Origin of the sequence: Acinetobacter colistiniresistens, assembly GCF_024582815.1 — a bacterium.
Taxonomy (GTDB): Bacteria; Pseudomonadota; Gammaproteobacteria; order Pseudomonadales; family Moraxellaceae; genus Acinetobacter.
The window spans coordinates 2,510,190-2,534,696 of the sequence record NZ_CP102099.1 but is presented as its reverse complement, the minus strand read 5'-3'; the positions used below and the strand labels follow the sequence as shown (position 1 = coordinate 2,534,696).

19 protein-coding genes are annotated in these 24,507 nt (G+C 42.6%); 4 read left to right on the top strand and 15 right to left on the bottom strand.

All coding sequences use genetic code 11. The features are described 5' to 3' along the window. The 9 genes from NQU59_RS12170 to NQU59_RS12130 form a co-directional block, all read right to left on the bottom strand. Positions 1–483, bottom strand: a complete 483-nt coding sequence (locus NQU59_RS12170) for a winged helix-turn-helix transcriptional regulator (protein WP_005241263.1) — start codon at positions 481–483, stop codon at positions 1–3. Positions 484–664: 181 nt separating this feature from the next. Then, complete coding sequence (locus NQU59_RS12165) at positions 665–1,894, bottom strand: molybdopterin molybdotransferase MoeA (RefSeq protein WP_257063618.1); 1,230 nt, start codon at positions 1,892–1,894, stop codon at positions 665–667. Further along, the gene (gene moaCB / locus NQU59_RS12160) at positions 1,894–2,817 is read right to left on the bottom strand and encodes a bifunctional molybdenum cofactor biosynthesis protein MoaC/MoaB (protein WP_005241260.1); all 924 of its coding nucleotides are present in this window, start codon (positions 2,815–2,817) and stop codon (positions 1,894–1,896) included. The genes NQU59_RS12165 and moaCB overlap by 1 nt, the downstream gene beginning before the upstream one ends. Before the next feature lie 17 nt (positions 2,818–2,834). Beyond that, positions 2,835–3,374: a molybdenum cofactor biosynthesis protein MoaE gene (locus NQU59_RS12155; protein WP_257063616.1), complete on the bottom strand. Its 540-nt coding sequence runs from the start codon at positions 3,372–3,374 to the stop codon at positions 2,835–2,837. Between the two features lie 2 nt (positions 3,375–3,376). After that, a complete protein-coding gene (locus NQU59_RS12150; protein WP_005241258.1) occupies positions 3,377–3,628 on the bottom strand; it encodes a MoaD/ThiS family protein in 252 nt (83 codons plus the stop codon). Positions 3,629–3,650: 22 nt separating this feature from the next. After that, a complete protein-coding gene (gene moaA / locus NQU59_RS12145; protein WP_257063615.1) occupies positions 3,651–4,682 on the bottom strand; it encodes a GTP 3',8-cyclase MoaA in 1,032 nt (343 codons plus the stop codon). A 284-nt stretch (positions 4,683–4,966) separates the two neighbouring features. After that, complete coding sequence (locus NQU59_RS12140; RefSeq protein ID WP_257063614.1) at positions 4,967–7,246, bottom strand: molybdopterin-dependent oxidoreductase; 2,280 nt, start codon at positions 7,244–7,246, stop codon at positions 4,967–4,969. Between the two features lie 18 nt (positions 7,247–7,264). Then, positions 7,265–8,140: a MaoC/PaaZ C-terminal domain-containing protein gene (locus NQU59_RS12135; RefSeq protein ID WP_257063613.1), complete on the bottom strand. Its 876-nt coding sequence runs from the start codon at positions 8,138–8,140 to the stop codon at positions 7,265–7,267. A gap of 259 nt (positions 8,141–8,399) precedes the next feature. Beyond that, complete coding sequence (locus NQU59_RS12130) at positions 8,400–8,789, bottom strand: GNAT family N-acetyltransferase (protein WP_257063612.1); 390 nt, start codon at positions 8,787–8,789, stop codon at positions 8,400–8,402. A gap of 122 nt (positions 8,790–8,911) precedes the next feature. Between NQU59_RS12130 and NQU59_RS12125 the strand changes: the two genes are divergently transcribed. Then, positions 8,912–10,237 (top strand): D-serine ammonia-lyase, encoded by a 1,326-nt coding sequence (locus NQU59_RS12125; RefSeq protein ID WP_257063611.1) that lies wholly within the window; start codon positions 8,912–8,914, stop codon positions 10,235–10,237. A gap of 62 nt (positions 10,238–10,299) precedes the next feature. Here the strand turns inward: NQU59_RS12125 and NQU59_RS12120 are convergent, their stop codons facing one another. Beyond that, a complete protein-coding gene (locus NQU59_RS12120; protein ID WP_005241249.1) occupies positions 10,300–11,202 on the bottom strand; it encodes a LysR family transcriptional regulator in 903 nt (300 codons plus the stop codon). A gap of 247 nt (positions 11,203–11,449) precedes the next feature. Here NQU59_RS12120 and NQU59_RS12115 point away from each other — a divergent pair, with 247 nt between their 5' ends. Continuing rightward, positions 11,450–12,595 carry a YbfB/YjiJ family MFS transporter gene (locus NQU59_RS12115; protein ID WP_257063610.1) on the top strand — a complete coding sequence of 382 codons (1,146 nt, stop codon included), beginning with the start codon at positions 11,450–11,452 and terminating at the stop codon, positions 12,593–12,595. Between the two features lie 25 nt (positions 12,596–12,620). On the opposite strand, the gene mobA is transcribed toward NQU59_RS12115, so the two are convergent. The 5 genes from mobA to NQU59_RS12090 all read right to left on the bottom strand — a co-directional run bounded on the left by mobA (position 12,621) and on the right by NQU59_RS12090 (position 21,853). After that, positions 12,621–13,247, bottom strand: coding sequence for a molybdenum cofactor guanylyltransferase (gene mobA / locus NQU59_RS12110; protein WP_043969862.1), 627 nt, complete (start codon positions 13,245–13,247; stop codon positions 12,621–12,623). Beyond that, the gene (locus tag NQU59_RS12105) at positions 13,244–16,024 is read right to left on the bottom strand and encodes a nitrate reductase (RefSeq protein WP_257063609.1); all 2,781 of its coding nucleotides are present in this window, start codon (positions 16,022–16,024) and stop codon (positions 13,244–13,246) included. The genes mobA and NQU59_RS12105 overlap by 4 nt, the downstream gene beginning before the upstream one ends. A 270-nt stretch (positions 16,025–16,294) precedes the next feature. Next, entirely contained in the window at positions 16,295–17,914 is a 1,620-nt protein-coding gene (nirD, locus tag NQU59_RS12100; protein WP_257063608.1) for a nitrite reductase small subunit NirD, read from the bottom strand. Positions 17,915–17,925: 11 nt separating this feature from the next. Beyond that, complete coding sequence (nirB, locus tag NQU59_RS12095; protein ID WP_257063607.1) at positions 17,926–20,472, bottom strand: nitrite reductase large subunit NirB; 2,547 nt, start codon at positions 20,470–20,472, stop codon at positions 17,926–17,928. A 28-nt stretch (positions 20,473–20,500) separates the two neighbouring features. Beyond that, positions 20,501–21,853 (bottom strand): MFS transporter, encoded by a 1,353-nt coding sequence (locus tag NQU59_RS12090; protein ID WP_005270876.1) that lies wholly within the window; start codon positions 21,851–21,853, stop codon positions 20,501–20,503. 509 nt (positions 21,854–22,362) lie between these two features. Between NQU59_RS12090 and NQU59_RS12085 the strand changes: the two genes are divergently transcribed. Continuing rightward, positions 22,363–22,953, top strand: coding sequence for an ANTAR domain-containing response regulator (locus tag NQU59_RS12085; protein WP_257063606.1), 591 nt, complete (start codon positions 22,363–22,365; stop codon positions 22,951–22,953). Beyond that, positions 22,954–23,988 carry an ABC transporter substrate-binding protein gene (locus NQU59_RS12080; protein ID WP_257063604.1) on the top strand — a complete coding sequence of 345 codons (1,035 nt, stop codon included), beginning with the start codon at positions 22,954–22,956 and terminating at the stop codon, positions 23,986–23,988. Positions 23,989–24,507 lie beyond the last annotated feature (519 nt).

Below are 24,507 nucleotides of genomic sequence, written 5' to 3'. Positions count from 1 at the left end.
TCATGCTGTTTTCTGCTTTTGTTCAATAAAGGCAAAATAGCCTGGACCTGCCGCGACTCGTACATCTTTAGCGTGAATCGGTTGATTACATTCAGAACAGACCACTTTGGGATTAACTTTTCGCCCGCAACTTTTATGCGTAAATTCAACGGGTTTACCTAACCCCATATCCATCCACTTATCGGCCCATTGCACCATAGAAAGAATAATTGGATAAAGGTCTAAGCCCTTATCTGTGAGTTGATATTCAAAACGCTCCTGACGATCGACATAAGGTACTTTGGTTAAAATCCCATGCTCCACCAAGCGCTTTAAACGCTCTGAAAGTACGTGCCGCGTCAGCCCCAGACTGCGCTGAAAATCATCAAAGCGACGTATACCCATAAATGCATTTCGCAAGATGAGCATTGTCCAACGATCACCCAACACTGAGAGCGTCCTCGCCACTGAACATGGCTGGTCGCCAATTTCATCCCATTTCATTATTATCACCTAATCATTTTTTTAAAGTTTTATTTAAAAGACATCAATGTCTTGAACCGTCATGTTTAGAAACTAAACAATATAAAATATACACTAAATCACCTTATCCATCAGATGCAATATTGGCACTAGGCTAAAAGTACCAATATTCAGTCATTTTACATAAATTCATCAAAACAATTTAGTTGTGAATGAATAGCCCAGCAAGGATTTGTCCTACTTCCAGTTTGGTATTGGCGGGGATACGGACCAGACTATTGGCCTGCATTAAATTACTCAACATATGCGATTGCTGTTTCGCCAAGCTTTGGAACTTGAGTTGCCCTTGATCAAAATAAGCCTGCATTCTTAAAAAACGTTCACGTGCATCCGATTTTAAATCATGAGTGAGCACACCGCTCAACCATTGCAAGGGCTGGCGTTGGTTTTGCAAAGCATCTAATAAGGCTTTGCCATAGACTTGCATACACACATACACCGCTGCTGGATTACCCGGTAAACCCAATAAATAGCAACTATGATCTTGATCTATATACTCAGCAAAGAACAGTGGCTTACCCGGTTTTTGCTTCACTTTCCAGAAGATTTGTTCAAAACCTGTTTCAAAAGCACATGGCCGAACAAAATCATAATCGCCAACGGAAACACCACCCGTGGTAATGATCAGATCATATTGCTGTTTTAGGCGCTCAAAACATTGCGTGACTTGCTCAGCCTCATCGGCAATATGCAAAATTTCCGCATCGATACCATAGTCTTGCAACCAAGCTTTTAATAATGGCCCATTGGCATCAAACACTTTCCCTGTCTGCAAATCTTCAGGCGTTTCTGCAACTTCATCCCCAGTAATGACCACAACCACTTTAGGTGATTGAAACACATCGATGCTTTGTACCCCAGCCATACTGAGTGCTGCAAGTGCACCAATATTGATGCGCTGCCCAACATCTGCCAGTTGCTGACCTCGTTGCACTTCTTCACCGACAAAACGGATATCCGCTTGCGCTGAAATATGTTCAGTCAATCGAATGGATTGATTGGCTTCAACCGCGACGATTTCTTGCCGAGCAACATGTGTTGTTCCCTCAGGAGTTTTCCCACCGGTGAAAATACGAATTGCTTGCCCATCTTGGAGCTGATGCTCAGACTCACTGCCTGCCTTAATTTCACCAATCACGTCATATACCGTGTCCTGAAGCTTCTCAACTGAACTATTCAGGGCATAACCATCCACTGCACTTTGCGAAAAACTCGGTAGATTGACATTGGAATTGATCGATTTGGCTAAATAGCGATTCAGTCCATCGGCTAAAGGCAATGTCTCAACCTTTAAAGCTTTAGGCTGGCTTTGCACCAATGCCAATGCTTCATCAATACTAATCAGACCTTTTTCGGCACCACATCCTGACATTATTCATAACCTCCCGGATGCGGTAGATCACGACAGACATCAAAAATGTGCACCAACGCTGGTAAAATTGCCGCCATGGATTCACTTGCGCCACCACGGCTTCCTGGTAAGGTCACCACCAATGAACGATCAATAAAGCCTGCAACACCACGAGACATCGCTGCATAAGGTGTTCGTTTTTGCCCAAATGAACGTGCTGCCTCCATTAAGCCATCAAGTTTGCGCTCCAGTAGTGGCTCTAGGGTATCCACGGTAATATCGCGCTTGCCAATGCCTGTTCCACCCACCGTCATAATACAGGCATAAGATTTGGTCAGTTCCAGAACCAGATCTTTGAGCTGATCAGCTTCATCTGGCAAGATTTGATAATGAATCGGATCAAAGCCCGCTTCAGTCAAAGTTTCTACAACCGATTTACCTGCGGTGTCAGGTTTACGGCCTGCAGCAACCGTATCTGACAGTACAATTACTGCTGCTGAGACAGGTTGACGTAAAGTACGTTTAAAATGTGATTTACCACCTTTTTTCTTCAGCAATTTGCATTGATCTAAGCATAGCTCTTCTGGTTCACAATGCGGCTTAAGCATGTCATACAGTGTTAAACCCGCTAGGCTTGCAGCGGTTAGCGCTTCCATTTCCACGCCTGTAGGGCCAATCGTCTCAACCGTCGTCAGAATCACCACATGATCATCATGTAGGTCATAATCAACATCGGCGCGGTAGATCGGTAATGGATGGCAGAGTGGAATCAGCTCATCCGTACGTTTAGCCGCTAGAATCCCTGCAATACGAGCCGTTTTTAAGGCATCACCTTTTTCAGTATTGCCATCTCGGAGTAACTGAATACAATGCGCAGGGGCATGTAAAATCGCTTGTGCTTCTGCAACACGATAACTCTCGGGTTTCATCCCAACATTTTTCATTTTAACTTCCTGACGCTTTATTCGTGTGTATGCTCATGGCTACAATTTTCATGGTGATGCTCGGGTAAATCCCTCTTTAATAAAGGGGGATTTAGGGGGATTTTCGCTTGAACATTATCGGTTTGATCTTTACGAATACAGCAACCTTCGACATATTGACTGGTTCCATCCATAAAAAATTCTTCTTTCCAGATCGGCACTTCATGTTTGACCCGCTCAACCGCCTCTTCACAGGCTTGAAAAGCTTCACGGCGATGTGCTGCGTAGGCTATGGCAATAATCGCCGTTTCACTGACATCCAGATAGCCAATCCGATGCATCACCCGAACATAAGAGACCTGATATTTTTCTTGGATTTGCTGTTCAATCTCACGAATCATTTTCTCAGCAACAGGTGTATAAGAGGTATATTTTAAGGCTTTAACCGCTTTACCTTGATGGTGATTGCGAACCGTACCAATAAAAATATCAACCCCACCACATTCTGGAAAAGACTGAATCGGATCAACAGAATCAAGGCTTAAAGCCTGATCTTGTACTCTGGCAAATTCACGCATGTTTAACCTCCCGCTACAGGTGACAACAACACCAAGGTACAGGAATTTTCTAAAGCAGTTTGGCGTGTAATAATATCTTCGCCTATCGCACAGGCACATTTTTCCATGGCATGATTTGCCTCTGGATAAAGTGTCACAATATGTGCCAATACATCTTTGACCATTCGGTCTGCTGCAAACTCAAATGCCAGCGGCTTTGGTAATAACCTTTCGATTGCCCCAAACGCTTCTATTTTAATCTCAATGGTTTGCATATGTTCTCCAGACCACTTTTATTTAACCACCCAGCATATGCATGCTGATTTTACGTGCTTGTTGATGCTGTAGTGCATGATAGCCTTTGGCCTTATGCCAAATATAAGGCTTAATTTTCTGATCAAGCTGTTGTAATGCGTGCTGTTTAATATCCAGATTGGACTGCTTAGCGGCTTCTAAATCAGCTTTGATATTAAGCCCTTGTTGCGCAAATAAACAGTTGTAGAGTTCACCCTGAGCCGTTAAGCGAATGCGATCACAATCGCCACAAAAAGAATGCGTGATGGTTGAAATGATGCCCAGCTGATATTGACCATCCAATTGGTAAATCCGTGCAGGTTCATGCTGTTGTTGCAAAACTTGAATAGCATAATAAGGTTTGAGTTGCGCTAGGATTTCCGCCTCACTCACCACTGCTTGATCGGTCCAGTGCTGATCACCATCCAACGGCATAAACTCAATAAAACGTAATGGAATGTTATGCTGCTTTGCCCACTTTACCATCGGCAAAATCTGGTCATGGTTTTGCCCCTGCATCAAAACACAATTGATTTTGAATGGAAGCCCTACCTTTTTTGCTGCTTCAATACCATTCAATACAGGGCTAAGCTCTTTTTTAGTCAGTTGTTTAAATTGAATTGGATCAAGACTATCCAGACTGATATTCAGATCATCCAAGCCAGCTTGCTTCAATTGGTCAGCATACTTCGCTAAATAATGACCATTGGTGGTGATTGAAATGCGTTTAAGTCCCAAAGCCCTGAAGGCCTGTAAATCCCGAATAAAATGCACCACACCTTGACGCATAAGGGGTTCCCCCCCTGTGATACGAATATTTTCAATCCCTTGTTGAACCATATATTTGCAAAATATTAATAAGGCTTCAAAACTCAGTAAATCGTGCTTTTTCATCCATTGCGGATGCTCAGGCATACAATAAACGCATTTAAAATTACAGCGATCCGTTACCGAAATCCGTAACTTACGCTTAATACGACCATACTGATCTTGCAAGATCGGTAAGCTCGTTTCAGGTCTCTCATGCTTCATCATACGCACTCATTTTGTGAATCTTTTACTGGGTTTAGCACAGCTTCTGTGCATCCTTGTTGTACGCATCACAGTGAATTATTTTTATAGCAATAATTATTCCAATCCCATAGCAACTTTATGATGATGTTACTTATTTAATTGAATCAGTCTGTTTCAATCTACAAAGAAAAATAGCGCCTGTCAGCATATTTTTGTTCAGTTTATATTGCACCCATTGCAAACATGATTTAAGCAACATGTAAGAATTTGGTGCATTTCAACAGAAATATCAATAGGCTAATGGTCTAAGTTGTGAGCCGCTCCAAACGTACAGGCACATATTTATGATAGGGTGTCTTGGACAATGGATCACAATGTTGAGAAGAAGTAAGACGATTCAATTGTGGCCCAATCGGCTCTCCGCCCCGATAGCGCAATCCATATCCATGCGGTAACGACACCACGCCTTTCCGCATGCCCTCATCAAGTTCGACCGTGACCTGAATCTTGCCGTGCTCAGAAATACAGTGCAGCATCTGTCCTGTTTCGACCCCAAAAGTCTGCGCATCCTCAGGATTGATTCTTAAACGTCCTTCCGCATCGACTTTACGCCAAGCAGGATCACGATAAATTTGATTGGCGTTATAACTACGACGTTCACCCGCGAGCAAAATAAAGGGATATGCATCAGTTAAAGTCAAAGACCGTTGTTTTAACTGAGCTAACTCGATAAACATTTCAGGAATTGCCAAACGAATTTTCTTATCTTTATAGGCGATCAATTCCCAAACATCGGCATAGTCATGTTGTGATAACACCACGCCTGAGCGTTGCTGCAAAATGTTCTGGAATAACTTAACACCTAGGTTTAAACGATTACCAACATAGCCTGCTTGCTTTACCGCTTGGTAATGTTGAGCTGCATATTGCATACATAAGGGTAATAGCAAGGCAGTTGATGCAGCATCATTCGGCAACGTTTTGCCTAAGGTTCGATATACAATGGATGCCGCATAGGGAATTAACTTTTTATTTTTCGCAAAACTGATACCTAGCGCACCGAAATAGGCAAGATACGCGGTATTGGCCGAATCTTTTTCTGCAATTTTACTCAATATCGGAAATTGTTTAGGAATGACCTGCATGGCTTCGAGCAGACGGGTATAGATTTCCGCTTCAGGCAGACTATTGCCTTGTGCCTTAAATAGTGGGTGGCGTAAATGAAAGCCATTCTTCGGAAATTCCAGATTAAATCCTGTAAATTCCCACTTTTCAAATTGACTATGTGCAGGTAACACATAATGCGCCATTCGTGCTGTTTCAGTCATGGCCACATCGACCACCACCAAGAGCTCTAAGGACTGAAAAGCCTGTTCATAAGCAGCAGTATCCGGATAGGTCAATAAAGGATTACAGCTATCTACAAACACTGCACGAACTCGCTTTTCCCCTGCTTTTAGAATTTCATCGGGTAAGATATTGGGTGGAAAGAAGCCTGAAATCGGGAACATTTTATGATGTACGGTACGGCGATATTTAGGATTACGCTCATCGGTATTACTGAGGATTGGAATAAACATGGTATGCAGATTATTGCCGCCTTGTTGACCAAAATTCCCTGTGAGCAAATATAAAAGTTTTTCCAGATAACCATTTAAAGTGGTATTTAAGGTGTGTTGAATACCGAGATCAATTCGGACACAAGCACGTTGTGCCTTGGCAAAATCACGCGCAATCTGATAAATCAGTTCTACGGAGACATCGGCTTTTCGGATGTATTCTACAATTGGAACCGCTAGAAAAGCTTGTTTAACCTGATCAAAGCCGTGCGTATGTTGCTGAATAAATTGCTGATCATACAGTTCTTCTTGCAATATAATTGCAATCATGGCGGACATCAGATAAGCATCACTCCCTGGTTTTAATTGCACATGGATATCAGCTTGTTTAGCGGTTTCGGTCACACGTGGATCAAACACCACCATGGTCCGATTCGGATCTTTTTTAATATGTTTTAAAGTGTCTCGTGCATTTGGAATCCCATGCGCCTGAAAAGGATTAGTACCAATAAACAGCACATAATCTGCATGCTCTACATCTTCGGTGGTATGACACGCTTGGCTGCCAAACAAACGACCATTGACCCAGAAATCGCCCGTTTTTTCCTGCGCCAAAGAATTATAGGAATAAAAACTTTTCATGGCATAGAGCAACTGACGACCATAAGCAGCACCTAAATGATTCCCCTGACCACCACCACCTACAGATGCAAAGGCAGTTCCGCCATGGCTATTTCGAATCTGTACAAGCTGCTCAGCAATTTCCTGAATGGCGTGTTCCCAGCTAATCTCTTTAAATGAACCATCTGCCTGACGTTTTAACGGTGAAGTTAAACGATCAGCATGTTGTTGGTAATGCTGCAAACGTGCGGCCTTCTGACAGATATAGCCTTGCGAGAAAGGATGCTGATCATCACCTTTAATTTTTTTAAACTGGTTATCTTCAATTTCTACACTGAGTCCACAATTGCGTGAACACAAAATACAAGCTGTTACATCCTGTCTTGCTGCTATAAGCGTCGTCATTGCTCTCACCTTATTATTTTATGAATATTGGCCCATTAAGCAGATTTGCCCTGCTGAACCAACAACACGGAGATACTTTTGTTCCTGCTCGGTACTGGTTTCCACGCGGTTATGTTCTGAAGGAAGTTTGACCGGTTTTAGGAAGCGGACATCAATTTGCTGAATCGGTTGTGGCAGTAATTCAAAACTACGTGCAAACACCCCAAAGCCATGCAGCACTTTTTGACCAAAGTTTGACAGTTTGGCTAATGGTGTAACCCAGTGAATCGGATTGAAGTCTCCTGTGAGTAAGGCAAACTTCAGGCCATCATCTGAACGAGTCGACCATTCGCCTAGTGTGTGCCAAAGCTTAGTGTCGCTGGTTTCAGGGCGTTTGGTTTTTTCAAAATGAGGCAGAATAAAAGCCATATGTAGTAGCGCTTCCACCAGTTCAGGTTCAGCAATCGTACCTGTGGTAATTTGAACTGAAACACGTGCCAAACCATTACGTTCATCTACCTGTGCGATCTTGGCTTGAATCATGAGTTTTTCTGTTCTTGGAATCTTGCCGTGAATTTTCAGACTGACGCCCTGATTGATCACTTGACTCAATGGATAATGCGTTTGGAGCAATAATCGCGTCGTAAAGGATAGTCCCCATTGTGACACCATATGTGGTGGAATTGAGTCATGATATTTATCAGGCTCAGCGCCACTCCATAGGATGTAATGTTCAATCAAATCTTGACTCGGCGCATCAATCACTTCATTAATCGATGCTAATGACTGCCAGTCAACTGGAGCAATCTTTGTTTTTTTAAGACTGCGTAAGCCTATTTTTCCAAGTCCTGCCAAAGTTGCCTGATGCTCAAATAAGAATTGCAATGGAATCTGTTGGTAGCGAATCGCAAACATATGAAACTCCTGTTCCTTTTATTTTTCTCAGTTCTCAAACCATAGTTGGGTTAATTCTAGTCCTGATTAGACAAGCCTGATCTGGTCAAAAACCAATTAAGTTCCAAAATAGAACTCATTTAATTAAAGGTCAAGTACATTAACCAGAAATTAACAACAAATAATCAGGTAATGCTAAGGCCTATTTTCCAACCTTAAATTTTTACATGGAGCAACATCTCATAAGCCACTATTCTTTCATTTTCAGTGACCACATCAACTATTTTAAAATTATGTTTTTATAGAAATTAAGCGCTGTCAAAGTAGACTCTAAAAATATCGTCTGAATATGATTAGTTTTGCAATACTCAATCAGATACTTTAAAAGCTTTTCACCAATGCCCTGATTTTGAAAACCAGGTAATATGTAATTTAGAAATAAATTCCCATGTCTAGACATACATATAAATCCAACCACTTTTCCTGAAAAGCAATATAAAAAACAAATATTATTGTTAATCCACTCACCTATATTCGCTTCAGTTTTATTTTCTAACCAATGCTGAATAATCGTGGCATCATCCCTATGATCAAGCGTACAAGAGAGAATACTTTGTTGTATAACGTTAACAACTTCAAGTGAATGTTCATTTGTCGCAGATATAATCACTACTCACCTCTTATCTATAATAAGATTTATGACTTTGACGGAGTTCACGATCAATACAACATCAATAATAAGTTTTCTAAACTGTACGAACCCACATTAATTTAAACTTTTTGAGTACCTGTATGCAATCAGATCAAATTCAAGACCTCGTAACACGCTACCCGATTGTTAAAGACCTGATTGAACTTAAAGAAAGCATCTGGTTTAACCCTGAGTTTACGACACTTGAACAGGGCTTGCCCTATGTGGGTCTTAATCAATCTGATATTGATGATGCCCGTGACCGCTTAGCACGTTTTGCCCCCTACTTGATGGCTGTCTTTCCGGAAACGCTTGCAACTCAAGGCATTATTGAATCGGAACTAAGCACAATCCCAAATATGCAACAGTCGCTTGAAATGTGCTTCGATCAGAAAATTACAGGCAAACTCTGGCTGAAAAAAGACAGCCATCTTCCCATTTCAGGATCAATTAAAGCACGTGGTGGTATTTATGAAGTGCTTTATCGGGCTGAGCAACTTGCACTACAAGCCAATCGGCTTAGCGTTGAAGATGATTACACAAAGCTAGACAGCCCCGAATTTAGAGATTTTTTTAGTCAATACTGCATCGCGGTCGGTTCTACAGGCAATCTAGGACTTTCGATTGGCATTATGAGCGCAAAATTAGGCTTTGATGTGACTGTGCATATGTCAGCCGATGCCCGCCAATGGAAAAAAGACAAGTTACGCGCTCATGGTGTAACGGTAATTGAATACGAGCAAGATTATGGTGTTGCAGTAGAGGCTGGCCGAAAAGCAGCATTAAAAAATCCAGATTGTTTTTTTATTGATGATGAAAATTCTAAAACATTATTCTTAGGCTATGCCGTTGCGGGTGAACGTTTAAAAAAACAATTGGATCAACAGCATATTATTGTCGATCAAGACCATCCTTTATTTGTTTATTTACCCTGTGGTGTCGGTGGTGGGCCGGGTGGCGTTGCATTTGGTCTAAAAATAGCCTTTGGTGATCATGTGCATTGTATCTTTGCCGAACCCACCCATTCGCCTTGTATGTTACTTGGTGTAGCCACTGGTTTACATGATGAAATTTCCGTTCAGGATATTGGCATTGACAATATTACCGCGGCAGATGGTCTCGCTGTGGGCCGTGCTTCAGGTCTTGTCGGCCGTGCCATGCAACGCTTATTAGATGCTTTTTATACACTGGATGATCAAACCATGTATCGCTTGCTCGGAATGCTTAACCAGTCTGAAAATCTACAACTCGAACCTTCTGCACTCGCAGGGATGTTAGGCCCAATTCTCGTGAGCAAACATCAAGCTTATATAAACTTGCATCAATTTACTCAACAGCAGTTACAACATGCCAATCATATTGTATGGGCAACGGGTGGCGGAATGGTTCCTGTAGAAGAAATGCAAAATTATTTAGCGAAAGCATGAACATCGCCTAGCCCAATCCGTAGAATAAACAGAGAAGTGGCATTTCTCTGTTTTCTTTTCCATCAGCTCAGATTTACTTCCGACTTTGGCTGGATCATTATTTTTAAATGTCTAAAGAAATGATGCATATTGGTTGCCCATGTGCTCATATCACGATGCGCAATCAGATAGGTATTGATCTGAGCTGTGGCTGAATCGATGGGATGAATTTTCACACTTTGAGCAAAATGGGATTGCTGTACATAGCTCATCGGCAAAATTGCGAGGCCAACACCTAGACTGACACAGCTGATAATGCCATCTAGACTACCCATTTCAATCACATTGGCTGCGGGCAAATGATGGACAGATAAGAACTGATCAATGGCTTTGCGATAACTACAGCCTTGCTTAAAGGCAATGAACCTCTTTTGAATCAGATCCTCATTTGTAAGTCGTTCAGGTGCATGTGTTGAGGAAATCAGCACCAATTGCTCAGTCCATACATGTAAATTAAACATCCCATCAATCGGTGCATGATGTGCTACAAAGGCACAATCTAGCTTGGATGCACTTACTAAATCAATTAAATCTCGTGTGGGTGCAGTCAATAATGCAAAAGGAAAATCTGGACTGTGCTGTTGTAAATCGCGGAATAATGATGGCAGTCGAACTGCTGCCGTGGTTTCCATACTGCCGATTTGCAAAGGCAGATTGGCTGCAAGATGATGATTGGAAAAACTATCCAACAGCTCTTTTTGTAGATGCAGCATTTTTTCAGCATAACCATACAACTGCTGCCCAGCTCTGGTGAGTTGAATTGGGTTCTGCCGATGTAGCAATTCGACATTCAATTCTGTTTCCAGTTTTTTGATATGACTGGTGACATTGGATTGTACCGTATAAAGCGATTTTGCTGCCTCGGAAAAACTCCCTAGCTTCACTACCATCATAAAAATTTCTAAAGACTTAATCTGCATCGCCATCACTATTAGAGATAGTTAGTATCAATTCAAATCATTTTACATGATTCATGACACTTGTTTAAATATTCCTTGATTTCTCAAAACTCAAAGATGATTTAAATAATGAGTGGTTCTAAACTTCTATTTTTGATCTGTATTTTAAGTTTCTTTAGCTATGGACTTTATTTACTGGACTACAAATTTCTTGCCAAGGCACCACCTCTAGAATACATGCGTCATAGCGACTAAGGGTTGGAGTAAACCCGCCATGATAGATCTGAGAAAAAACAACAACAGCTCACTACAATCAGCAATCTGTGCCGCGCTGGTTATGGCGATTGGCATGGGTTTCGGACGCTTTGCGTTTACTGCGGTCTACCCGCATATGATTGATGAAGGTATCGTCAATCTACAGCATGCCAGTTTGGCTGCTTCTGCAAACTATGCAGGCTATCTGTTCGGTGCTTTATTTGCGGTCAAGATTAAATCACAGCAGAGCTATCTCAGTAGTATTATTGCCACAGTGGCTACCGCACTTTGTCTGATTCTGCTCAGTTGTATTAATACGATTAGCCTAATTATCTTGATTCGTGGTCTGGCGGGCATTTTTAGCGCCTTTGCCATGGTGTCAGCCTCATTATGGCTGCTTGAACAGCAGAGACAAACACATCAAGCCCCTATTTTATATGCTGGGGTTGGGCTCGGGATTGCACTCTCTGCCGAGCTTTTGGTTTTTGGTACGCATCTGGGTTGGCACAGCAAAATACTGTGGTTATTGCTCGGTATATCCAGTTTGGTTCTTGGCTGCATCGCAATGTTTGGTTTATCGCGGGCTCAACCCAATGCGATTTCAGCTCAAGATACATTCAAGACCAATAGAAAAATCCCCCATGCCTACGTTTTGATTATCATTTATGCCTTGGCGGGTTTTGGCTACATCATTACCGCAACCTATTTACCATTGTTAGTCAAAAATGCACTTCCCAATATTGATGCAGCACAAATCTGGGCAATCTTTGGCTTGGGTGCAATTCCTTCCTGTTTTTTCTGGCATCGTCTCCATCAAAGTTTTGGTACACAAGTCGCCTTATCCTCAAACTTAGGTTTACAGGCTTTCGGTGTAGTCTTGCCAATTATTCTACCAACAACTTTGGGTTATTTGCTCAGTGCATTTTTGGTCGGGGCAACCTTTATGGGTACTGTCACAATTGCCATGCCCATCGCACAGCGAATCGCCCGTCAAACACAAAATAATTTAATTGCCCTGATGACGGTTGTCTATGGCATAGGTCAAATCATTGGCCCAATGGTGTCAAACGCTTTATTTTCTATTCATCATACCTTCAACAGTTCATTACTTGTTGCATGTTGTGCTTTATTGATTGCTACAGCAATCAGTCTAAAAGCGACCTAATTGAATGGTATAAGTTAAGCAGAGATTAGTCTGAAAACATTTGCTTAAAGTTTTTCATTTGTTTGTATTGTTGCAATTCATCTAAAGAGTTAATGCTATGACAGAATAGACTTTGTTTTTGAAAATGTGCAACTTGAGCATTTAGTTGCTTGAAACAGTCTCGTAAGCTTAAGCGATCCTTATCAATCGCTTGTTCCAGAACAGGCAAACTGCTCCGCTTGAGCAAACAAAATGGATATAACGCATCTCCATTGATATTGACATAAGCCACTTGAGCCAGCGGCTGCTTTTGCAAAGCACGATGCAGTTTAAACACAACCTGATTGGGAATATAGGTCACATCACAAGGAATAAATAAAGCATAGTCGGCTTGCAAATGTAACCATGCACTTTTCATCCCCATCAATGGGCCTAGAAAACCCAGCTGATCATCGGCATAGCATTGAATATCAGGTTCAATTTGTTGGTAAATCGTGCAATCTCGATGGCTATTGACCCAAATATCTTGTACGTCTGCTCTTAACTTTGCACAGATCTTTGAAAGCTGAATCTGATCATCAAATTGTTGAAGTAACTTATTTACGCCATTCATACGGCGTGCTTGCCCTCCCGCCAAAATTACCAGATCTGTAGCAGGATATTCTGTATTCATGCTTCTGCCTCCAATTGACAGGTTTTAATCAGACCACGAATCTCAGGTAAACAAGAACCGCAATTGCCGCCTGCTTTTAAACAGGCTGTAACTTGTTTTTCATGAGTAATCTTTTGTGTTTTAATGGCTTCGATAATCTTATTTTTACCCACTTTAAAGCAACTGCAGACCAAGGGTCCATCAGTATTTGCAGCAGACATCGGCATCCCTGCCAGCAAGGCTTTACGATGCATGGCACTTAATCGTTCGCGTTTAAATAGACTCGCCACCCAATCCCGATCGGGTAATAGATCAGCAGGTGCGATATATAAACTGGCAATCAGAATACCCTCTTTTAAAATTACACTATGACTGAGCTGCGATGAAATATCTTCCAGACTTAACCATTCATAGGTTTCATCGACAAAAGGCAAAAAGCTTTTCAGATTGTTTTGAGTTTGATCAAGACTCTGACGGTCGGCAAGTTCATAACGAATGGCTTTTGTCGTTTTAATCTTGGCCCACCACGCACAATTTTGCAATGAAGCTTTAATCTGATGTTCAAAGCCTTCACGCACATACAGCACGCCTTGCCATGTGGTATGGAATGGCTGAACGGCCACAGGGGTATGTTTAAATTCAGGCTCACCAGAAATCGCATCCACCACAGGATTGACCACTTTGCCAATGCGTGCATCAGAGGCCACCTGCTCAGTCCAATGAATTGGTGCAAAGATTTGACCACGGCGTACACCTTGTGCCAAGGTCACGCGCAGCACACAACGCCCCCATTGTGAGCGAACCTCCACCAAAGCTTTATCACGAATACCAAATTTTAACGCATCATTCGGGTGAATCTCACAAAATGGCTCAGCCCGATGTGTGGTGAGATTTGCCGATAACCCCGTGCGGGTCATGCTATGCCACTGATCACGAATCCGTCCCGTATTCAACACCAATGGATAATCCTCAGAGGTCATATGCACTGGATCAATAGCAACAGTTGGAATCAGTTTGGCTCTTTTATTTTTATGGCTAAAACTGCCTCGATCAAATAGCTGCTGCACCGCAACACTTTGACCTTTCTCCCAGACTGGCCATTGGATTGGGCGCAGATGATTATATTCATCCAGACTTAAATTCATTAAACCTTTTAGATTGAAATAGCGGAAATTTTCAACTTGGTCACGTTGATCGACACTGACATTTTGATAAGCCGATAAAGCCGCATGTTCATTAAAAATGTCACAGGCATGATTAAAATCAAAACCAGTAAAACCGAGTTTTTTTGCAACCTCAGCCACCGCCCACCAATCGGCTTTGGCTTGCTTTGGCGGAGTTAAAAAGGCACGTTGCCTTGAGATACGGCGTTCAGAATTGGTGACTGTGCCATCTTTTTCCCCCCAACCCAGCGCGGGCAACAATACATCTGCATAAGCCGTGGTATCGGTATCTGCACAAATATCAGAGACCACGACAAACTCACATTTTTCTAAGGCACGTTTGACTTGATCTGCATTGGGTAAGCTCACCACAGGATTGGTTGCCATAATCCAGATCGCTTTGATTTTGCCACTTTCCACTGCTTGGAATAAATCCACTGCTTTTAAGCCAGCTTGCTTGGCTATCACCGGGCTTTGCCAAAAACTTTGCACCAAATTCTGATGAGAAGGATTGTCCAAATCCAGATGTGCTGCCAGCATATTGGCCAATCCACCGACCTCACGCCCCCCCATGGCATTGGGCTGGCCTGTCATTGAAAATGGCGCTGCCCCTAATTTGCCAATTTTTCCAGTGAGTAAATGACAGTTGATAATACTATTGGCTTTATTTACACCTTGAGAGGATTGATTAACCCCCATCGAAAATAAGGTGATCACTTTTTCTGTTTGGGCAAATTTATCAAAAAAAAGTTGTAATTTTTCTGCGGAAATTCCTGTACGTTTCACTAATGCGGCAAAGTCTTTTTCACCTTTACTCGCCGCTAACAGTTCCGCTAAACCTTCGGTTTGGGTCTCGACAAAATGATGATCGGTATAATCATGATGGTAAAGATATTGAAACAAGGCATTAAATAAAGCCACATCCTGACCTGACAAGATCGGTAAATGTAAATCCGCTTGCTCGCAGGTACTGGTAAAACGAGGGTCGACCACCACCACAAATAAATCTGGATTCTTGCTCTTGGCCTGCATGATGCGTTGATACAGTACGGGATGACACCATGCCGTATTGGAACCGACTAAAACCACCATGTCAGTATGTTCAAAATCTTCATAACTGGCTGGAACAATATCTTCGCCAAAGGCACGTTTATGTGCTGCAACCGCAGATGACATACATAAGCGTGAATTGGTATCAATATTGGCGGTGCCCAAATAGCCTTTAACAAACTTGTTCACTACATAATAATCTTCGGTCAGTAACTGACCTGAGACATAGAAAGCGATACTGTCTGCTCCATACTGGTCAATACAGGCTTGAAACTGGTCTGCAATTTTCTCGATGGCTTGATCCCATGTCGTCACTTGACGATGGTTTTTACGGCCAAATATCGGGTGCAAGACACGAGTTTCCAAGCCTAATGTATCTGCCAAGTTGCTGCCTTTAATGCAGAGTCGTCCAAAGTTGGAAGGATGATCCAGATCACCCGCAACTTGTACCGTCATGCCATGCGCTTTATGTTGCACACTAACATCCACACCACAGCCAACCCCACAATAGGGACATGTCGTTTTTGTAATGATTGTTTTTGCTTGATCGGAGCGACTGTGTTCTAAATTTTGAATACTGTTCATGACTGCCCCTTTTACCTAGTTAATCTTTTTAAAGATGCGTACTCTCGGGAGTCTTACCGAGTTTTCATCTTATTTTCAGGCTAAGCCTTCGGCTCGACCTACTTTTCTTTTGGGAAAAGTAGGCAAAACCATTGTCATCTGCAAAACCTGTTCTCTTCTGTCACCTATTTAGGTTCATCGCAGAAACATTTCTTACAAAAACCATGCAGGTTGCAGATGAGTTTTCCGAGTATCAAACTACTTACATAGGAATTTAATCTCTTAGAAATATTACCCTGCCTTTTTCATTGCAAAGTCCTTACCAAATAGCAGCTTATTTCTAAAGGTAGAAATTGGCGTTTGATCAGCAATCAACTCGGCATACCACATCCCATCTTCTGTATCACCAAATAGAACCGCACCAATCACTTTGTCTTTCTGGATAATGATACGTTTATAAATTTGACGTTTATCATCATTCAGGATGATGTCTTCATAATCTTCTTTCGGCTCAAAGTTCCCAGCAGAGAACACATCAACACCACTGACTTTTAACTGGGTTGGTACGGTTGGTGATTTAAAGGTTAAGCTGCCATGTTCAGCCAAATGCGTTGCACAGATAAATGCTTGTCCCCATAACGGCTCAACCAGACCAAAAGTTTGATTACGATGTTCGATGCATTCACCCACGGCATAGATACTTGGGTCAAAAGTTTGCATGGTGTCATTCACCAAGATGCCACGGTTACAACGCAGTCCTGCACGTTGAGCCAAAACAATATTCGGACGGATCCCGACCGCAAAAATCACCAAATCCGCATCCATTAGTGTTCCATCTTTAAGTCGGACTTGACTGACATGACCGTCTTCGCCAATCAACGCTTCGGTATTGGCTTCCGTGATGATATTGATACCCTTTTGCTCAATACTATGGCGCAGCATACGGCTGGAACGTCCATCCAACTGACGTTCCATAATGCGATCCATCAGGTGCAGAACCGTCACATGCATGCCGCGTTGTTTCAGCCCATACGCTGCTTCCAGACCCAGCAAGCCACCACCAATCACCACCGCATTTTTTTTGCTTTCGCAATATTTGATCATGGTGTTGACATCATAAATATCACGGAAGCTAATCACACCTTGTAAATCCACACCTTGCACAGGGGGAATAAACGGAGATGAACCTGTGGCAATGATCAAACGATCATAATCAACACTTTCACCTTTCTCTGTATGCACCACTTTGCGGGTACGATCGATCTTGATCGCGGGATCATCGGCAATAAACTGAATCCCTTTATCGCGGTACCATGCATGTGAATGCAGCATGATGTCATCAATGGTTTTTTCACCTGAAAGTACTGGTGACAACATAATACGGTTGTAGTTGCCCCAAGGTTCCTCACCAATCACCGTGACGTCATAACGATCTGGTGCCATATCCAGTAGGTCCTCCAAACAACGCATACCTGCCAGACCATTACCAATCAGCACCAGTTTTAATTTTTCTTGCGCAGCGCCATTGTTGGTAATATAGGTTTTTTGCGGAACAGTCCCGACCCAAACCCGACCATTTTCAATTTTGCTTGGAAAGACCAAGAGTTTTTGATCTTTATCTTCCAGACAGCGCCCCGTCGCCAAACTAAAATGTTGTTTGTAAATCGGCGATGCAATCACGCGTTCACCTTGTAAATCACCGATGATGCCGCGACACATCACATTGGCTTGGCTGAATGGATCTTTATTACTTAAAGCATAAATGCGTTTTTCATGCCCGACACGGAACAGAGCCACTGATTGACCTCCAATCAGCGCCCCCACACCTGTATTTGGTGTGATGTCATCCAGCCCACACACCTCAACCCATTGATCGTCTGGCAGCATATCCATATTCTTTAAACTGGTCATTTAAGTTCTCCTTATGCTTCAACCATGGGGATGCGATCGACTGAACGTTCAGCCTCATTCAAAGGGCGAATCTGATCACGGACTTGGGTAAACTGAATATGTGGATCGGCCTGCTCCTCGGCACTGGCATTGATATAGGTTTGGAAACGTTTGCGGATTCCAGGATTTTCCACCGCAGTGCGCCATTCATCTTGATAAGTACCGATCACATGGCGCATACGGCTTTCGAGTTCTTCGGCTAATCCTAAGGAATCATCCACAATCACGGCTTTGAGATAATCCAGACCACCTTCCATATTGTCACGCCAGACACTAGTACGCTGTAAACGATCTGCGGTTTGGATATAGAACATAAAGAAGCGGTCGATATAACGGATCAAGGTTTGCGTATCGAGATCTGATGCTAATAATTCGGCATGGCGCGGTTTCATGCCGCCATTGCCACAGACATACAGATTCCAGCCTTTCTCAGTTGCAATCACCCCGACATCTTTACCTTGCGCTTCGGCACACTCACGGGTACAACCTGACACTGCCATTTTCAGTTTATGCGGTGAACGTAAGCCTTTATAACGATTCTCTAATTCAATCGCCAAGCCCACAGAATCATCGACCCCATAACGACACCATGTACTACCGACACATGATTTCACGGTACGTAATGATTTACCGTACGCATGACCAGATTCAAAACCAGCTGCATTGAGCTCTTCCCAAATAAACGGCAGTTGATGGATTTGCGCACCAAATAAGTCAACCCGTTGTCCGCCCGTGATTTTAGTATATAGATTATATTTCTTGGCGATTTGACCCACGGCGATTAAGCCATCAGGTGTGACTTCCCCGCCTGCCATACGTGGTACAACCGAGTAAGAACCATCTTTTTGAATATTGCCCAAGTAGTAATCATTACTGTCTTGTAGACCCGCATGGCTTGGTTCAAGTACAAAATCATTCCAGCATGATGCCAAAATATTAGCCGCCATGGGCTTACAAATATCACAGCCTAAACCATGACCATGTTGATGAATCAAATCATCAAAAGTCTTGATTTCATTGACACGAACCAAGTGATAAATCTCTTGGCGTGAATATGGAAAATGTTCGCAGACATGGTTATTGACTGTTACGCCTTGGCGTTGCAGCTCGGACTTTAACACTTGCGTCACTAAAGGCGCACAGCCACCACAGGCTGTTGCCGCTTTAGTACATTTTTTCAAAGCACCGAGTGAGGTTGAACCATCACAAATCGCTTGGCAAATATCGGCTTTAGAGACATTGTTACATGAACAAATGGTAGCACTGTCCGGCAATAAATCGACACCACTACCACCTGCCTTCGCACCTGATTCGGCAAAGCCGGGCATGATCAAGCTTTCAGGGCTTTCTGGTAGTGCCAGCCCATTCAGCATCATTTGTAATAGGTCATTGTATTCTTTAGCATCACCAACCAAGATCGCACCGAGCAACTTGGTTTTATCTGCATCAACCACGATCTTTTTATAAACCAAGCTATCTTCATCAGCATAAAAATAGCTGAGCGAGTTTGGCGTCATGCCATGCGCATCACCTACGGATGCCACATCAACGCCCATCAACTTCAACTTGGTACTCATATCTGCACCCGCGAAACAATGAGTTTCTTCGGCTAGGATATGTTTTGCGGCAATACGTGCCATGTCATAACCCGGCGCGACCAGACCGTAGATTTTATTCTCCCAGAGCGCACATTCACCAATCGCATAAATATGTGAATCTGAGGTTTGGCAGTAATCATTAATTTTAATCCCGCCACGCTCACCAAGCACTAAGCCACTGACACGCGCTAATTCATCACGTGGGCGAATCCCCGCCGAAAATAAAATAATGTCGGTTTCCAGCTCGCTACCATCGGCAAACTTCATGACATGCGTTGCACTGTCACCCGCTTCAATACATTGTGTGGCTTTTTGGGTATGGACTTTGACCCCAAGATTTTCAATTTTACGGCGCAATACTTTACCGCCAAGATCATCAACTTGTACTGCCATCAAGCGTGGTGCAAACTCGACCACATGGGTTTCCAGATTCAAATCATGCAAGGCTTTGGCTGCTTCCAAACCCAATAAGCCGCCACCAATCACCACACCCGTCTTCGCATTCAGACTTGCTGCACGAATGGCATCCAAGTCTTCGATGGTACGATAGACAAAACAGTTTTCACGGTCATTACCCGAGATTGGCGGGACAAAGGCATAAGAACCTGTTGCTAAGACCAATTTGTCATAATGAATCACATCACCGAAATTGGTGGTCACCGTTTGCTCGGCAGGATTGATCTCAACCGCTTTGGTGTTTAATCGGAGGTCGATCCCATGCGCATCAGCAAAGTCAAAACGTGCCAGCGATAAGTCTTTGGCTGTTTTACCAGAGAAGTATTCAGTCAAATGTACGCGGTCATAGGCAATACGTGGTTCTTCAGCGAGAATGGTAATTTCCAGCTCATCGTCCGCTTTCTCCAAGATGGCTTCGATGAATTTATGTCCGACCATACCGTGACCAATCATCACTAATTTCATTGTTCTTCTCCCAAGATTTGATGAATGATTAAGCTGCGCTACTTTGTTCTGTGCCACGTTCTAAAACAGCCTGTTCAAACAAGCGTTGTTCTTTTTCTTTATGCTCAACTGAGAATCGGATCAACATTACAGAAGCTGCGGTAAAGACCACCAAACCGCCTAAGACCATTAAACAGGTTTGGATGTCCACCATGCCTTTGAGCAAGAATCCTGCCGCGACTGCACCGACATTACCGCCTGCACCAATAATCCCAGCGACACCACCAAGTGCATCACGATCAATAAATGGGACTAGCGCATAAGTCGCACCGCATGCCATATGGGTAAATAATGCAAAGATGGTCATACTGAGGATTGCCAATGCCACACCATTCATTTGAGAAAATAGCATCAGGAATAAACCTTCACCCAAAATCAGCAGGAATAAAACTTTCGTACGGCCATCAAGACCTTTTTTAAGTGCAACCCGATCTGAGACGATGCCGCCAAGTGCACGAGCAAATAACGCCAGCAAACCAAAAACCCCTGCTGCCATTCCCGCTTCTTTTAAACCGAAGTTAAAGTGCTCAACGTAATACATCGCAATAATGTTATGCATGAAAATCTCAATGCCAAAACATGCAGCATATGAGCCAAATAAGATCCAGACACGATAGTTACGTGCAGCATGCATTAAGATTGCAAGCCCGCCTTTTTTATCATTTCCGACTACAACACCTTGGGCACGGAGTTCTTTAAAATTTCCTTGCGGGCTGTCTTGAGTGAGTTTCCAATAAAGAATACCGACGATCACCATCATCACACCCGGTACCAGCAGGGCAATTCTCCACCCCATGGCTTGTTCAACGCCGAACATCACCAAGGCAGATAACAGCAAAGGCATCAAGGCTTGTGTTGCACCTCCACCCGCGTTGCCCCAACCTGCCGATGCAGCATTTGCAGTGCCAACGACATTCGGAGCAAACATAATGCTGGTATGGTATTGAGTGATGACAAAGCTCGCACCAATTGCACCAATCAGCAGACGAAAGAACAAAAAGGATTCATAACTATTTGCAGCAGCAACACCAAATACAGGAATACTGCCAATCAGTAATAGCGTGGTATAAGTTTTTCGCGGACCATACTTATCACACAGCGGTCCAACGATTAAGCGAACAACAATGGTGATTGCAACAGCGGCAATATTGATATTGGCGATTTGATCTTTGGTTAAATGGAACTCGCCTGCAATTACAGGCATTAAAGGTGCGCAGGCAAACCAAGCAAAGAAACAGACAAAAAATGCCAACCAACTCATGTGGAAGGCCCGCATTGCGGGTACAGAGAAATTAAATAACTTAATTGAAGTCGCTTTTTTAGCGGATAAATCTAAAGACATAGCCATCTCCCATACTGAACGTATCTTGTTTTGTTGACACATCAGGTTGTGTCAACAAATCGATCAGATCGGACATCGTTGGCCGTCTATAACTTTATAAGTCATCTTTGACTCAGTAGAGAATTAGCAATTGCCGTGCCAAGTGGCTGCAACCCTAGAAAAAAAACATATTCAATTGTTTTTAATTATTTTTTATTTTATCAACGTTAGATGACTGAACTTTTATACCGCTATACACACTGAATGACCTGTTTTGAAGCATTGTCTGCCCTGCTTCAAAACAATTCCTTTTTCGCACCAATACTGCACACCACTACTTTTTTAGCATCCTCCCTGATTTTTCATTTCCTCCATCCATCAGCAACAGTACAATAGCAGCGATCAACTATCGACTCAGACTGTATTTGAGTTATAAAAACTATTTTACTGGCACTCTTTTTGCTTCAAAAACAAGACTGATTCACATTCAACAAGATATGTATAGACCAACCGTTTGACCTTATATACTTATGCCGCAACTCAAGATCGCACTTATTGATGACGACCAGGCTCGGGCTGAATACTTAAAAGCATGTTTGATCGAACATGGCTTTGATGTTGTTGCTTGCTTTACCCTAGATCACTTCAATATTTTTAAACTCGAACACCTTCAAGCCGATGTCATTCTGCTTGATATGGATCACCCGCATCGCGATGTGATTGAAAGTTGTGTCAGCAGCTTTGATCTACCCACTGTTCTGTTTACCAAAAATACAGATAAGGAAACCATAAAACAGACCATTGATGCAGGTATTACCGCATATATCGTGGATGGTATTGAACCCAGTCGATTGCATACCATTTTGGAAATTTCAATTGAACAATATAAAAAACATAAAAAGTTAAAATGTGATCTAAAAGATGCGCAAACCAAACTTGCGGATCGTAAAGACATCGAAAAAGCCAAAGTGCTATTAATACACTTGCATGGACTACCTGAAGATACTGCATTCCAGTTACTTAGAAAAAATGCCATGAGCCATCGTATGACCATTGGAGAAATGGCTCGCCGATTACTTGATGCTCAACAACTTTTGAACAACCAGCTAAAGGATGAATAGATGCCCCATTTAGTCGCGTTAGAAAAAGTAGAAAAAACAACATTACAGCTGGGCTATATCCCATTATTGGATTGTATTGCTTTGCTTTGGGCGAAACACCGCGGTTTTTTTGATGAGCTTGGTTTAAATGTCAACTTAGTCAAAGAAGCATCTTGGGCAAGCTTACGCGATCGTTTAGCCTTCGGCTTACTCGATGCCGCACATTGCCTGTCTGCCATGCTGCCAGCAGCAGCGGTCGGAACGGATCAAATTGGCATTCCACTCCAGACCCCTTTAGTGTTAAGCGAAAATCGCGCTTTCATTAGCTTGAGCCAGAAACTGTGTTATGCACTCAATATCCAGAAACAAGACTCGGCAGAAAGCTCGGCAAAAAAAATAACCGACTATATTCATCACAATCAAAATATTTCTTTCGCTCATGTCTTTCAACATTCCATTCATCATTATTGTCTTAGAGAATGGCTGACGTTGGCCGACCCAAAACTCGCTCAATCGATTCAATTAAGAACCCTACCGCCACCTTATATGGTTGAAGCCATGAGCAATCATTTCATTGATGGATTTTGCGTGGGCGAGCCGTGGAATACTCAAGCAGAGCTCGAAGGACTCAGCCATATGATCTGCTCTAGCCAACAGATTATCCCAAATGTCGCAGATAAAGTTTTGGCCGTCACACAAGAATGGGCCAAACAAAACCCCAAAACACTGATTGCTTTAACCCGTGCTATTGCGAAAGCCCAACAAGAGCTACAGCAACTTGAAGACTTTAGTGCTGTATGGCAATTGCTGATCGAGTTTAATGTGATCCAATTCCAGTGCTCATCAGATATCCACGTAGAGAAATATTTCACCATCCAAAACATTATTCGTCATTTTGTACAAGGCAATGCTGAACCAAAAGCAAAAGATTTTGAGTGGCTATTTCAACAGATGTATAAATGGAGCGGTGCTGACCACACCACTCAGGCTTATACCGAACAAGCACGGGCCTGCCTGCTGCTTGAAATCCATCAAGCGGCTGCCAGTCAGTTATAAAAGAATAAGACAAAAAAAAGCTGCTTTAATATCCCAAAGCAGCTTTGAAAGACCCATAAGAGCCTACGCCAATCAAATGTAAGCTCTTAAGTACTGTTAATATTATTTAAAAAACAGATATCTTTATCGGACATTTTCATGTCATTAACTGCCATCTCTAATATGAAAATTCATCATTTCTGCCAACTGCTGCACGGAGCGTAATGATCAATCCACAATCATCTCCCCCTACTCCAAGTAGGCAGTTCTCATAAGGAAGCCCACTGAAATCACAGCACAAAAAAACAAATATGCACATCCACACCTTTTCGATTTTCATATTTCAAACAGTAAAATTCAAAACTAATAAAAACAATAATTTAAAACCACAAAAAGACATTTTTAAGCCAGTTCATCTACCCTCCTTCTTATCGTTTTCTCGAAATCCAGATCCAGTAAATCCACAAAAACAAAACAATTTGACTCCCGAGTTACACAAATCTCATGAACGAAATGGGGTAATTCAGTTTAAAATGTCTA